Source organism: Stappia sp. MMSF_3263, assembly GCF_030733745.1.
In the GTDB taxonomy this organism is placed as follows: domain Bacteria; phylum Pseudomonadota; class Alphaproteobacteria; order Rhizobiales; family Stappiaceae; genus Stappia.
On sequence record NZ_JASHIK010000014.1, the window covers coordinates 1 to 13057 of the forward strand.

Below are 13057 nucleotides of genomic sequence, written 5' to 3' on the forward strand. Positions count from 1 at the left end.
CCCCCGTATCCCTGCTACCCCGCTTGACAGGATTAGGACGTTTGTCCTAATCATCGCATTAGGACAAGCGTCCCAAAACACTGCCATCATGAGGCGCCGCTTTCATGAGGCGGCGCGTCCGGGCGGCGCGAAAACGACAAGAAAAGAAGGGTGTGGGGAGATGGCCGGCACGACGCGCGAGGAGATCGTCAGCGAGGCGGACGGGCTGTTCTACCAACAAGGCTTCGAGCACACGTCCTTTGCCGACATCGCGGCGGCGGTGGGCATCTCGCGCGGCAATTTCTACTACCATTTCAAGAGCAAGGACGAGATCCTGGCGGCCGTCATCGAACTCAGGCTGGCCAACACCCGCGCCATGCTGGCGCGCTGGGAGAGCGAGGGCGACAGCCCCACGGTGCGCATCCGCTGCTTCATCCGCATCCTGATCGCCAACCAGGCGAAGATCATGCGCCATGGCTGCCCGGTCGGCACGCTGACCGGCGAGCTTGCCAAGCTTGCCCATCCCTCGCTGAGCGATGCGGCGAGGCTCTTCACCCTGTTTCGCGACTGGCTTGCCCGGCAGTTCACCCTGCTCGGGCGCGGGCAGGCGGAGGCCGACGGCCTCGCCCTGCATCTTCTCGCCCGCTCGCAAGGCGTGGCGACGCTCGCCAATGCCCTCGGTGACACGGAGTTCGTCGAGCGGGAGGTCGCCGAAATGTGCGCCTGGCTCGAAGGGCTCGCCGCCGGCCGGCACTGAGCGGGCCGGGTCCCGCCCGGCCCCGTTCTTCTCGATCTCACGAAAAGGACCTGAAAACATGTATGTCGTGTTGCTGAAATTCGCCGAAAACCGCGCCGCCGCCGGCGCGCATATGGACGGCCACAATGCCTGGGTCGCCAAGGGCTTCGAGGATGGCATCTTCCTGATGGCCGGCAGCCTCAAGCCCGGGCTCGGCGGCGCCGTGCTGGCGCGCGGCGAGGACCGGGCCGCGCTGGAGGCCCGCATCGCCGCCGATCCGTTCGTGGCGGAAGGCGTGGTCAGCGCCGAGATCCACGAGATCGCCCCGGCAAGGACGGAGGAGCGACTGCAGGCGCTCATCGCCTGATGCCGGCCGCGCGAAGGGGAAGGAGCGCAACTGGCCCTCCCCTTCTCCGGTCAGGCGGACCTTCGGATCGCGGCGCGGATCGGTTATCTCTGCCGGCCGATCCCGACGTGACCGGAGACGGAGACCATGTACACGCCCCCCGCCTTTCGCGAGGACGACCCGCAAGCCCTGCAGGCGATGATCGAAGGGGCGGGCCTTGCCAGCCTCGTCACCGCCACGCCCGACGGGCTGATGGCAACGCCGCTGCCGCTGCTTTTCGATCCGCACGAGGGACCGCACGGCACGCTTTACGGCCATCTGGCGCGGGCCAACCCGCAATGGCGCACGCCCGTTCTCGGAGAGGCGATGGTGCTTTTTTCCGGCAGCGATGCCTATGTCTCGCCGGGCTGGTATGCGACCAAGCGCGAGCACGGCAAGGTGGTGCCCACTTGGAACTACGCCGCCGTGCATGCCTATGGCACGGCCGAATTCTTCGAGGATGCCGGGCGGCTTCTCGACCTCGTCACCCGGCTGACCAACCGCCACGAGGCGGGGCGCGAGGGGGCCTGGAAGGTCGGCGATGCCCCCGGGGCTTTCATCGCCGCGCAATTGCGCGGTATCGTCGGCCTGCGGCTGGAGATTTCGCGGATCGAGGGCAAGCGCAAGATGAGCCAGAACCGCAGCGCCGAGGACCGCGCCGGGGTAGCGGAAGGCCTGCGCCGCGAAGGCGGCGAGCGCGCGCTTGCGGTTGCCGGCGGAATTCCCGTTTAGGCCTCTTCGCGCGGTCCCGGCGCAGCGCCTGGAACCGCCTTTCAAGGAACCCCGCGGAAGGAACCCGCCCGATGCCCTCGACCGAGATCCTTCTCGCCTTTCTCGCCACCACGGCGATCTTCGCCTACATGCCCGGCCCCGCGATGCTTTATGCGGCGGCGCAGACGCTGGCGCGCGGCCGTTTCGCCGGGCTGATGGCCGCGCTCGGCATCCATCTTGGCGGTTATGTCCATGTGCTGGCCGCCGCCGCCGGTCTCTCGGTCCTCTTCCACGCCGTGCCGCCGCTCTATCTGGCGGTGAAGATCGCCGGCGCGCTCTATCTGGTCTGGCTCGGCTTCACCTTGATCCGCAATGCCGGCAAGCCCGCGCAAGGCGAGGAGACGGCCGCGCGGACGAGTTCGGCGCGCAAGGCGTTCCTGGAAAGCATCACGGTGGAAGTTCTCAACCCGAAGACGGCGGTCTTCTTCCTGGCCTTCCTGCCGCAATTCGTCGACCCGGGCGCCGCCTTTCCCGTCTGGGTGCAGTTCCTGATCCTCGGCACGGCGGTCAACGCGATCTTCTCCTCCGCCGACCTTGCCTGCGTTCTCTTCGCCGCCTCGCTCAGGTCGCGGCTTGCCCGCTCGGGCCGGGCGCAGAAGCTGGCGCGGCGGACGGGCGGTGCGATCCTCATCGGCCTCGGCGCGCATCTGGCATTGCAGAGGGGGTAGGCCCCTCCCTCAGGCCGTCACCCCGCACGCGCTCGTCACGCCGTCACCCCCGCCCACGGCCGGCACTTGGACGAAATCCCGCCCTCAGGCCGTCACCCCCGCCGGAGCGCAGCGCAGAGCGGGGGCCCATTCGTTCCCAGAGCGGGAGCGACGGGAAACGCGGCGGTGGCGAGCCGGTCCGATCCACTGACGGTGGAAACCTTCACGCTCGCCGCTACTGCCAAGAACCATCACACCCGCCGGGGTTGCCAATGGATCCCCGGTCGGAGCCGGGGATGACGCCTGAGTGGGAGACAAGGCCGGAGTGACATCGGCAGCACGGAGGTATGACGTCCGGGACGGGGCGAGGCCCGGTGTGACGGCCCCGGTTCGAAGAGACAAAGCCTGAGAGGCACCTCCGGCGATCCGCCGAGCACCACAGGACAGTTGCGGCGGGACAACAAGCATACAACCATGCCGGCATGGCATACTTCGTCTACATCCTTGCAAGCCGGCGCAACGGTACATTCTATGTAGGCGTTACCAACGACCTCGCACGGCGGATCCACGAGCATCGCACGGGAACAGTCGACGGTTTCACGCGCCGACATGGCGTCAGCAGGCTGGTCTACTACGAGACCTATCCGGCGATCCTGGATGCGATCTCCCGGGAGAAACGGCTAAAGCGCTGGAACCGGGCATGGAAGATCCAGGCAATCGACGCGTTCAATCCCCAATGGGACGATCTCTACGGCACCCTGAATCTGTAAAAAACAGCAAGTTCACCCTTTGCGAAAACGAACATGAGACCACTCCGGTAGGGGCCCACACTCGCTCGTCACACCGGGGTTGCGGGCAGCACCTCGACGCCGCCCCTCCCTCACGCCGTCACCCCCTCCCTCAGGCCGTCACCCCGCACTCGGACGAAATCCCGCCCTCAAGCCGTCACCCCCGCCGGAGCGCAGCGCAGAGCGGGGGCCCATTCGTTCCCAGAGCGGGAGCGACGGGAAACGCGACCGCCGCGTGCCAGTCCGATGCACTGACGGTGGAAGCCTTCACGCTCGCCGCTACTGCCAAGAACCATCACACCCGCCGGGGTTGCCAATGGATCCCCGGTCGGAGCCGGGGATGACGCCTGAGCGGGAGGCAAGGCCGGAGTGTCAGCGGCAGCACGGAGGTATGACGTCCGGGACGGGGCGAGGCCAGAGTGTCACCGGCTGCGCGGAGGAAGGGCGTCCGGGCGGACGGAAAAGGCCAGTTCCGCCGCCATATGGCAACGACGGAGACGCGGTTCGCGCGCGCCTCAGCCCTCGGCGACGTCCCAGAAGACGCGTCCCTCGCGATCCTCGATCTCGACCACCCAGACATCCGGATCCATGCGCCGCTCGGAGGCAAGGCGGGCGTCGACCTCCTCGCGGGGGGCACCCGCAAGCCGCTTTTCGAACAGGCGCTCGCCCGGCCCGCCCTGCATGAACAGGCTCTGCGGCGCGGGCGCATAGAAATCATGAGTGCCGTCGCGGCGGTCGACGACCAGGTAGACCGCGCCGGCCTCCTCGGCGCCGCGCGCGGCGACGCTGGCATAGGCGTTTTCGGAAAAGCATCGGCGCACCAGCGCGGAAACCCAGAAGCCGGAGGTGAGGCGCATGCGCGTTCCTGTCTGCTGACGGTGCGGGCCGTCCTGGCGCTCAACCGGTGATCGGATGACCCAGCACGCGCTCGATCTCGCGCTCGATCCGCGCGTCCGGCGCGCCGGTGATGGCAAGGCCCCGGTCGAGTTCGAAGCGGCGCACCGCATTGGCGGTCTGTTCGCCAGCATAGCCATCGATATCAATGGGGCCATAGCCCATTTGGGCCAGGGCCGCCTGGATCCGGGCAATGCGGGCCCGTTCCGGGCTGGCGCCGGCACCGGGTGCGGGCGATGCCGCGCCGACGGGCGCCGGCGGCACCGGAGCGGCGCCCTCGGCGGTGATGCGCGAGGTGGACACGCTCGCCGTCGCCGCCGGAAGTGCGGCCGGGATGGACGCCGTGGTGGCCGGTGCGGCGGCGGAGGGACGGGGCACGGCGCGGCCGGCATCGGCGCGCGGCGCGGTTTCGGGCGGCAGCGGGGGCACCGGCGGATGGCCGAAGCCGGCCTCGCCCTCGCCGGTATCCATTGCCAGGCGGGCCAGCAGCGCTTCGTCGACATGGCCGGTCTCGGCCAGTCCGCGCGCACGCTGGTAGGCGCGCACGCCGCGTTCGGTGGCCGGACCGCTCAACCCGTCGAGCAACCCGCCATACATGCCAAGGCGCCGCAGTTCGACCTGCACGTCGCGCACCAGCCGCTGGCGGGCGAGCGTCTCGGCGCTGGGTGCCGCGCTTCCCGGTTCCGCGACCGGGGCGCTCGGCGCGTCACGGGTGGCAAACAGCGGCGCGGGATGGCGGCCGGGTTGGAAGGCCATGGCATTGGCGACGATCAGGACGCCGGTCAGCGCCATCACCAGCCAGCCGCCGGCGGCGACCGGATTGTCGAGCGCGGCGGCGCCGAGCCCGGTCGGCGCCGGGCGCGCGGGAGCCAGCGGTTCGTGTTGGCGGCCGCGCCGTGGCGCGGGGGCGCCCGTATCGCGGGGCGAGCGGCTCATGTCTTTCTTCCTTGCGCTCATGCGCTGCGCTTCAGGTCCTGTTGCAGGGTCGGGACGATGGCACTGTCGCCCCGTGCGGGCCGTGTCCGCGTCCCGCGGAGTGGCAGCGCGACGCTGATGCAGGTCCCCTCGCCGACCCTGCTTTCCAGCATCATGCGTCCGCCGTGAAGTTCGGCCAGGCCCTTGACCACCGACAGGCCGAGGCCGGCGCCGTCATGCAGGCGCGACAGGCCGGAACTTGCCTGGACGAACGGCAGCGCCACCCGGTCCTGGTCCTCCGGCGCGATGCCGATGCCGGTGTCGCGCACGCCGAAGACGAGGCCCGATGCCTCGGCCCGGGCGAACAGCACCACGCGGCCGCCCTGCGGCGTGAATTTCAGGGCGTTGGACAAAAGGTTCAGGGCGATCTGGCGGCAGGCCCGCTCATCAGCCGAAAACGTCCCCAGCGCGAGCGGCAGGTCGCAGGCGAGGCGCAGGCCGAGTTTCTCCGCCTCCGGCTCCAGCATCCGCCGGCAACCGTCGAGACAGGCGCGCACATCGAAGTTCTCGGCGTGGATCTCGAACTGCCCCGCCTCGATACGGGCCATGTTCAGCATGTCGTTGACGATCTGCAGCAGATGGCTGCCCGACTGGTGGATGAGGCCGGCATATTCGGCCGTGCGGGCCGGGTCGACGGGCAGGATCGCCGGCGCCGTGCCGCCCTCGCCCGCCGGTTGGCCGCGCAACAGGTCGGAAAAGCCGAGAATCGCGTTGAGCGGGGTGCGCAACTCGTGGCTGACGGTCGCCAGGAAGCGCGAGCGGGCGTCATGCGCGGCGGCCGCCTCGGTGCGGGCAAGGTCGCGCTCGGCGGCCAGGCGCTTTTCGCCGTCGACATCGCGCAGCACCGAAACGACCTGCCCTTGCGCGTCGGCGCGGCAGTTCATCTCCATCCAGGCATGGGCCGCCTGTCCGGCCTCGCCCGGCTGACTGGCGCCCTTGCGCAAGCGGATCTCGATGCGGCGCGGCGCGCCGTCCTGGGCGGTGTCGCTGAGCGCCTTGAGATAGGCCGGGCGGTCGCCGACATGGACACGGGCGAAGAGCCCGTCGCCGGAAAGCTCGCGCGCGCCGGTGTTGGGCGCAAGCTCGAAGAGCGCGGCGGCCGACGGCGTTACCGCCTCGACCTGGCCACCGGGGGCATGGCCCAGCACCGCCTCGCCGATCATGCCGCCGAGAAGGTCGGCGCGGCGGCTCGCGTCGGCCAGGCGCGCGGCCTGCAGCCGTGTGTCGGAGGTCAGGCGGACGGCAAGCAGGGCGGCATGCAGCAGCGCCAGCACGATGGCGACAACGCTCACCGGCAGCACGCCGGCGATCGCCCCGGTTGCCGGTGCGCCATGCGCGAACATCCACAGGCCGGCGAGAAGGGCCGTCGCCAGGGCGACCATCGCGACAACCACGCGCCGCGAGCCGGCAAGGGCCGCCTCCAGCGGCGCCAGCACGAGGAAGGGCAGGACAGGTGATTCGAGACCGCCGGTGAGGCCGGCAAGGCCGGCGAAGAAGACCGCGAACAGCACGGCGGAGGCGAGATGGCCGCGCGCCAGGTTGCCGCTGCGAGAGACATACATCGCCAGCGGCAGATGTGCGGTCAGCCAGCCGAGCACCAGCGCCAGCGCCAGCGTCGTCACGCCGTTGAAAGCGAGCAGCATCGGCAGCACGGCCAGCGCCAGCGCGCCGCAGGCCAGATGGCCGCGGATAAACGCGCCGTGGCGCGCCCGCGCAACCGCGTCGCGGGCCGCGCCGGGATGCACCAAAGCGTCGACATGACTTGCCGCAAGCCTCAGCCGGTCCTGCAATCCTGGGATCATTATTCTCTTTCCGGCACGCGTGCCGCCCGTTGATCGAACCTTGCCCGATGGTCACAGGAACGGCTTAAGGAACCATGAAACCACCGCTTTTCGGAGCCATGCTTCCCCACGACAAAGGAGGCGACAATTTCGATAAAATTTGAATCAAGTTTTCGAAAATTTTGCGTCGAACTTGTCGAAAATGCGGGTTTCCGACTCAACCCGGCGTTGGAACCTGCGTGCTAGATTGTCTTCATAACGGACCCGGCGACCGACATTCGGCGACCGGTTTCCGAGGCGAACGAACAGACAGTCAAGGGCAGCAACCATGTTCTTTCTTCTCAGAAGCGCATTCTGGATCGGCCTGATCCTCCTGCTCCTGCCGATCGACACCGGCAGCGAGGAGACATCCGGCAGCGGCATCAATCCCGTGACGGCGTTCTTCGCCGCACAATCGACCATCAGCGACCTGTCCGGCTTCTGCGAGCGCAACCCGCAGACCTGCGAGACGGGCGGCCAGGCGATCACCCAGATCGGCGCCAAGGCCAAGGTCAGCGCCAAGATGATCTACGAGTATCTCGACGAGGACGGCAACCTGACCACCGGCGCGACAGGCACGCTGACCGCCTCCGATCTCGAGCCGGACTGGGCCCTGCCGGCGCCCGTGGCGACGGTGCCGGCCGACAGCGCGGAGCATGCCGCCGGCCGGACGGGCGAGCGCCGTGCCGCGCAAGCCGCAAACGTGCCCGGCACCACCGCGGTGCCGATGCCCAAGCCCGCACTGCGCGACCGGCCGGCCTGAGCCTGAGTTCAGAGCCAGAGCCAAAATCAGGCCGCCGATGCCTGACGCGACGCCTTAGCCCTTGCGGGGACAGCGCTTCCCGCAGCGAACGCCCTTTGCATTGCGCGAACTCCCGGCGGGGACATCCCGCCGCCCGCAGGTGGATTGCTGCCCTTTCCACCTGCGGGTTTTTTCTTTTGCGCCTCCGGTCCGCGCTCCCGCGCCGGCCGCTTGCGGTTCCCAACCGGCCGGCAAGGGCCTATATAGCGGGACGGAACGCGTTCACGACCAGATGGCAACCATGATCCCACCGCTCGACGACATTCTCGAAAACTTCGAATTTCTCGAGGACTGGGACGACCGCTACCGCTATGTCATCGAGCTCGGCCGCATGCTTCCCGAGTTTCCCGAGGACGAGCGCACCGACGAGAACAAGGTGCGCGGCTGCGCCTCGCAGGTCTGGCTCACCCGGCATGTCGAGCCGGGCGCGGACGGCACTCCGGTGCTGGTCTACCAGGGCGACAGCGACGCCCATATCGTCAAGGGTCTCGTCGCCATCGTTCTGGCCACCTATTCCGGGCGCGACGCGCAGACCATCGCGACCACAGACATCGACGGGATCTTCGGCCGGATCGGTCTCAAGGAGCACCTTTCCGCGCAACGCGCCAACGGGCTGAAGTCCATGGTCGAGCGGATCCGCTCCGATGCCCGCACGGCCCTGGCGGACGCCTGAGGCCGGCACGAAACCCGCCTAGCCACAGCCGTAGTGACGCGCCAGCCGGGTCAAGCCGAGCGACAGGATGACCTTGGCCGAGCGCGGCGGCCAGCCGCGCGCGCGCTCCACCTGTTCCAGCCCCTTGAGATCGCAGCAGACATCGACCAGCACGCCGGCAAGCTCCGGCCCGACATCGGCTAGGGCATGCTCCAGCCGCTGCCGGGCGGCGATGGCCGCATCGCTCAGTTCCGCCAGCCCGCCGCGGCCGCCGCCCCCTTGCGCGCCGCCCGCACCGGTCCCCAGTGCCGACCAGGCCATGCCGCGCATGCCCGGCACGATCTGACCGAAGGCGTGATCCGCCCGCAGCCGCTCGCCGGCCTCGAACTGCGCCGCATCGATCAGGCGCCGGCCGTCGCGCGACGTCCTGTTGCGCAGCCAGGCGAGCGGACTTTCCGCGTGATTGACGGTGACAATCTCCCCGGCGCCGCCATCCGGCAGACGGCGCGTGCCCGTTTCCCGGTGCTGCTCCAGAAACCGGTCCTCCCCCGCCCCCGCCCGTTTCAGCCTCTGGCGACCGGCCTGCGACAGATGAAGCGCCGCGCCCGACCCGCGCTCCACCAACCCTTCGCCGGCCAGAAGGCGCAGCAGGCCGGCATCGACGACGAGCCCTGCCGACCCCGCCGGGCCTGTCGCCTCCCCCTGCCCATGTCCCGGCCCGGCACATCGCCGCGCAATCAGGCGCACGCTCCCCGGCGCGGCGCCACCAGCCCCTTCCTCCTCCCGGTCGCGCGCCGCGACAATCCAGGACGGTGCCGCCGAGAGCCGCGCCAGCAACCGGTCGAGGCCGCGCCCCGTATCGGCGCGCTCCTTTCTCACGGGTGCCGTCATGCCGCCCGCCGGGCGCCGCGGATCAGCGCAAGGCCCGCGTGAAGGGCCGTTTCCAGCTCGCTGATCATCGCGTCGAACTCCGGCTCGTCCCGCCGGTCCTCCACCAGCCGGCAGGCATGGGCGACCGTGGTGCGGTCTCGGCCGAAGCCGACGGCGATATCCGTCAGCGTCCGCGCGAGAATGACGTGATGCAGGTACATGGCGACCTGGCGTGCCAGCGCGACACGCGCCGGGCCGCGGCTGCCGCGTGCGATATCCTCCTCGCTGACATCGAAGACCGACATGACGCAGGCGGTGACAAGCGGACCGGCCCCGGGGGCCGGACGACGCCGTCGCCCCGCCCCGGCCCTCGCCGCGCCCATCCCCTCGCCATGCGCCATCCCTGCCTCTTGCGCCGGTTCAAGCATATTCGCCTCCACATTCAATCTTAGGTTTATATTCCTATATCAATACGGGAAAAACCTGCCGGCGGGGATAAGTCTTCCCGCCCTCCCCGCACGGCACGCCGATGCCCGTTCCGCATCCTCGCAAGGCTCCGGCGATGCGATACTGGCGCCCTGGCGGGACGTTTTCGACGAGGCGCGCACGGAAGGGGCGAGGCATGGCGGGAGAGCAGCGGGATGCAGGAACATCGTCACGACCATGTCCGAAGGACACGGACCTTCCGGCGCTTTACGAGCGGGTCGCGCAACGCCTTGGCGTCCCCCACGCGAGCAGGTCCGGCAAGGAGAGCGGGCTCACCGCCGCCGAGTTCGCCCGCCAGCTGAAGTGGCTCGATCAGGCCGAGCGCGCCGAGCGGCAACTGGGGTGCGACGGCTCCTGGGCGCATGATCCCAATCGCCTGCTGGCGCTGCAACAGGCGCGCGACCTGGCGCGCACTCTCGCCCGCAAGCCGGCGCGCGAGCTGACACGCGGCCCGGAGTGCGAAGCTTCGCGGCGGCAGCCGGCCCCGCACCGGCCCGCGTTCAGTCCTTCCAGGGAATCGTTCCCGCCGGCACGTGACGGGCAAGCGCATTGACCGCCAGCATGACCACCACGGTCGCCACCACCGTGACGCTTGCCATGGCCGCGGCCAGCGTCGTGTAGCCGCCGTCCTCGTAATTGAAGATCGTGGTGCCGATGGTCTCGTTGCCGGCCGACCAGAGCAGCGCGGAGACCGTCACCTCGTTGTAGGAGGTGAGGAAGACGAGGATCGCCCCCGAGGCGGCCGCCGGTGCCACGAGCGGGGCATAGATGCGCGCGATGCGGCGGGTGAACCCCGCGCCGGACACGCGCGCGGCATCGTCGAGACTGGCATCGATCTGCATGTAGGCGGCGCTCACCGATTTCAGCCCGATCGACAGGAACACCGCGACATAGGCGATGAGAATGATCGCCAGCGTGCCGTAAAGGCCAACGCCGACAAGGGGCAGCGGCCGCAGGAACATCAGGATGAAGGCAATCGACATGACAAGGCCGGGCACGGCGTAGGCGACATCGGCTTGCGCCGCGACAAGGCCGGCAAGCCGGCGCGAGGCGCCGCGCCCGACAGTCAGGAAATAGCCCAGGATCACCGAAATGGCGGCAATCAGGATGGCGGCGACGGCAGCGGCGAAGGTCGAATTGGCGAAGGCGCGCAGCGTCACCGACTGGCGGAACAGGATCTCGGCGTAGTTTTCCAGGGTGAAGCTGTCGGCGGCCAGCGGCAATCCGTAGGTGCGCACCAGCGAGGTGGCGACCAGCGAGGCCGCCGGCAGCAACAAGGTCAGGGCCAGGAACGTCCACACGCCGATCTCCACCGGCAGGCGGGCGCGGCCGAGATCGACCGCCAGCGGCTGTTGCGGCAGGCCGACAAGCGCGTTGCGCAGGCGCCGCTGGAGCGCGCCCTGCAGGGCGACGAGCACCAGCGTCACCAGTGCCAGCACGATGGCGACCAGAGCGACGGAGCCGATGATGTCGGGGCCAAAGCCGGCAAGCCGGCGCCAGATCAACACCGGCAAGGTGGTGTAGCGGGCCGGGATGCCGATCAGCGCGTTGATGCCGAAATTTCCGAGTGCGCTGACGAAGGCCAGAACGAAGCCGGCAAGCAGCGAGGGCGCCAGCAACGGCAGGGTGATCCGCCAGAGCAGGCGCGGCGCGCGGGCGCCGCTGACGCGGGCTGCATCGCTGAGTTCGCGCGGAAAGGCTCGCAGGCCCGCGCGCACCACGAGAAAGACGATGGGCATGTGCTGCAGGGCAAGCAGAGCGACAAGCCCCTGCAGCGAATAGACCGGATGGGCCGCGCCGGGAGGAGGCGCAAGGCCGAGCCATTGCAGCACCGGGCTGGCCGGGCCGAGCGCCTGGCTCCAGGCGATCGCCGTCACGTGCGGCGGGATCATCATCGGCACCAGCACCAGGAAGACCAGTGCCGCCTTGGCGCGCAGGTTGGTCAGGCCGACGGCGAGCGCCAGCGCGGTGCCGAGGACCGTCGCGAGCACGGCGGAGAGGAAGCTGCTTTCCAGCGAGTTCCACAGCGCCCGCTGCACCGAGCGGCTGGCAAGCGTCTCGCTGAGCGGCGCCAGCGACAGGACGCCGTCCGGGGCAAGCCCGACGGCAAACAGCAAGGCCAGCGGCAGCCCGCACAGCGCGGTGACGAGAATGCAGACGGGGGCGAGGGACAGGCCCTCGCCGCCGCGAAAGGCGATGGCGTTGCGCAAGGGAAACGCCTTATCCGCCGAAGATTTCTTCGAACTTCAACTTGTTGGCGGTGTCGCCCTCAAGCGCCTTGGCGGCGTCGAAGTCCAGCAGCTTGATCTTGTCGCGCGAGGGGAAGCCCTCGGGAGCGTCAACGGCGGGATGCGCCGGCAGGTAGCCCTGGCTGGCGGCGAGCTTCTGGCCATCCTCGGACAGCAGGAAGTCGACGAAGGCCTTGGCCGCATCCGGGTTTTTCGCCGTCTTCAGGATCGCGACCGGCTCGGTCACCGCCGAAACACCCTCCTGCGGGAAGACGAAAGCGACCGGCGCGCCCTCGGCGGCGCCGCGGATGGCGAGGAAGTCGACGATGAAGCCGTAAAGCTTCTCGCCGCCGGCAATCGCCTTGTAGGTGCCGCCATTGCCGCCCTGCGGGTTGGCGCCCTGCTCCGCCAGACCCTCGTAGAAGTCCCAGCCGAGATCCGGATGACCGGTCACCGCCACCATGTGGATGGTGGCCGCGCCCGAGGTCAGCGGCGAGGGCATCGCCAGCTTGTCCTTGGCTTCCGGCTTCAACAGGTCCTTGTAGGAGGCCGGCACCATTTCGGCGCCGGTGTTGTACATGATGCCGGTGGTGATCAGCTTGGTGGAGAAGTAGGTCCGGTCCTTGTCCATGATCGCGGGATCATAGGCGGAGACGTCTGCGCCCTCGTGAGCGAGAAGACGGCCTTCCTGCTTGAGGCCTTCCATGGTGACGGTGTCGGCGATGAGCAGCACGTCCGGCTGCGGGTCGCCGGCGGCGAACTCGGCGCGCAGCTTGGCCATCACCTTGGAGGTGCCGTCACGCACCCATTCGATCTCGACGCCGGGATGCTTCGCCTTGAACGCGTCGACGGTCTGCTGAGCGTCGGCATTGGGCTGCGACGTGTAGAGCACCAGCTTGCCCGATACGTCGGCCATGGCAGGCGTTGCGAGCGACACGGTGAGAAGCGCTGCGAGCAGCTTGGTCTTGAACATGCGGATCCCCATTCGGCGTGGTCTGTCCCGGCCCGGCGGAGCGGGCGATCC

General features: G+C 69.1%; 15 protein-coding genes. 8 read left to right on the forward strand and 7 right to left on the reverse strand.

The annotated features are described in order from the left end of the window. Positions 1-160 precede the first annotated feature (160 nt). The 5 genes from RBB46_RS15400 (at position 161) to RBB46_RS15420 (ending at position 3288) form a co-directional block, all read left to right on the forward strand. The gene (locus tag RBB46_RS15400; protein WP_306029908.1) at positions 161-736 is read left to right on the forward strand and encodes a TetR/AcrR family transcriptional regulator; all 576 of its coding nucleotides are present in this window, start codon (positions 161-163) and stop codon (positions 734-736) included. A 58-nt stretch (positions 737-794) separates the two neighbouring features. Next, the gene (locus tag RBB46_RS15405; RefSeq protein WP_306029909.1) at positions 795-1082 is read left to right on the forward strand and encodes a YciI family protein; all 288 of its coding nucleotides are present in this window, start codon (positions 795-797) and stop codon (positions 1080-1082) included. A gap of 126 nt (positions 1083-1208) precedes the next feature. Beyond that, complete coding sequence (locus RBB46_RS15410) at positions 1209-1832, forward strand: FMN-binding negative transcriptional regulator (protein ID WP_306029910.1); 624 nt, start codon at positions 1209-1211, stop codon at positions 1830-1832. A 71-nt stretch (positions 1833-1903) separates the two neighbouring features. Further along, positions 1904-2539: a LysE family translocator gene (locus RBB46_RS15415; protein ID WP_306029911.1), complete on the forward strand. Its 636-nt coding sequence runs from the start codon at positions 1904-1906 to the stop codon at positions 2537-2539. 461 nt (positions 2540-3000) lie between these two features. Beyond that, positions 3001-3288 (forward strand): GIY-YIG nuclease family protein, encoded by a 288-nt coding sequence (locus RBB46_RS15420; RefSeq protein ID WP_306029912.1) that lies wholly within the window; start codon positions 3001-3003, stop codon positions 3286-3288. A gap of 533 nt (positions 3289-3821) precedes the next feature. On the opposite strand, the gene RBB46_RS15425 is transcribed toward RBB46_RS15420, so the two are convergent. The 3 genes from RBB46_RS15425 to RBB46_RS15435 are packed head-to-tail and all read right to left on the reverse strand — an operon-like array spanning position 3822 to position 6977. Further along, positions 3822-4163, reverse strand: coding sequence for a DUF1491 family protein (locus RBB46_RS15425; protein WP_306029913.1), 342 nt, complete (start codon positions 4161-4163; stop codon positions 3822-3824). A gap of 40 nt (positions 4164-4203) precedes the next feature. After that, positions 4204-5136 carry a peptidoglycan-binding domain-containing protein gene (locus RBB46_RS15430; RefSeq protein ID WP_306029914.1) on the reverse strand — a complete coding sequence of 311 codons (933 nt, stop codon included), beginning with the start codon at positions 5134-5136 and terminating at the stop codon, positions 4204-4206. Positions 5137-5153: 17 nt separating this feature from the next. Further along, positions 5154-6977 carry a PAS domain-containing sensor histidine kinase gene (locus RBB46_RS15435; protein ID WP_306029915.1) on the reverse strand — a complete coding sequence of 608 codons (1824 nt, stop codon included), beginning with the start codon at positions 6975-6977 and terminating at the stop codon, positions 5154-5156. 307 nt (positions 6978-7284) lie between these two features. On the opposite strand from RBB46_RS15435, the gene RBB46_RS15440 reads away from it, so the two are divergent. Then, complete coding sequence (locus tag RBB46_RS15440) at positions 7285-7758, forward strand: DUF5330 domain-containing protein (protein WP_306029917.1); 474 nt, start codon at positions 7285-7287, stop codon at positions 7756-7758. 280 nt (positions 7759-8038) lie between these two features. Continuing rightward, positions 8039-8470 carry a SufE family protein gene (locus tag RBB46_RS15445; protein ID WP_306030023.1) on the forward strand — a complete coding sequence of 144 codons (432 nt, stop codon included), beginning with the start codon at positions 8039-8041 and terminating at the stop codon, positions 8468-8470. A gap of 18 nt (positions 8471-8488) precedes the next feature. Here RBB46_RS15445 and RBB46_RS15450 read toward each other — a convergent pair whose 3' ends face one another. Both RBB46_RS15450 and RBB46_RS15455 read right to left on the reverse strand, forming a co-directional pair. After that, a complete protein-coding gene (locus tag RBB46_RS15450; RefSeq protein ID WP_306029918.1) occupies positions 8489-9340 on the reverse strand; it encodes a DUF6456 domain-containing protein in 852 nt (283 codons plus the stop codon). Further along, entirely contained in the window at positions 9337-9747 is a 411-nt protein-coding gene (locus RBB46_RS15455) for a helix-turn-helix domain-containing protein (protein ID WP_306029919.1), read from the reverse strand. Before RBB46_RS15455 ends, RBB46_RS15450 begins: the two co-directional genes overlap by 4 nt. A gap of 194 nt (positions 9748-9941) precedes the next feature. On the opposite strand from RBB46_RS15455, the gene RBB46_RS15460 reads away from it, so the two are divergent. Continuing rightward, positions 9942-10358, forward strand: a complete 417-nt coding sequence (locus tag RBB46_RS15460; protein ID WP_306029920.1) for a hypothetical protein — start codon at positions 9942-9944, stop codon at positions 10356-10358. Here RBB46_RS15460 and RBB46_RS15465 read toward each other — a convergent pair. Together RBB46_RS15465 and RBB46_RS15470 are read right to left on the reverse strand one after the other, a co-directional pair. Next, complete coding sequence (locus RBB46_RS15465) at positions 10306-12015, reverse strand: iron ABC transporter permease (RefSeq protein ID WP_306029921.1); 1710 nt, start codon at positions 12013-12015, stop codon at positions 10306-10308. The two genes, RBB46_RS15460 and RBB46_RS15465, sit on opposite strands and share 53 nt — an antisense overlap. Positions 12016-12025: 10 nt before the next feature. Further along, on the reverse strand, positions 12026-13006 hold the full coding sequence (locus tag RBB46_RS15470) for an ABC transporter substrate-binding protein (RefSeq protein ID WP_306029922.1): 981 nt from the start codon (positions 13004-13006) through the stop codon (positions 12026-12028). Between the last annotated feature and the right edge of the window lie 51 nt (positions 13007-13057).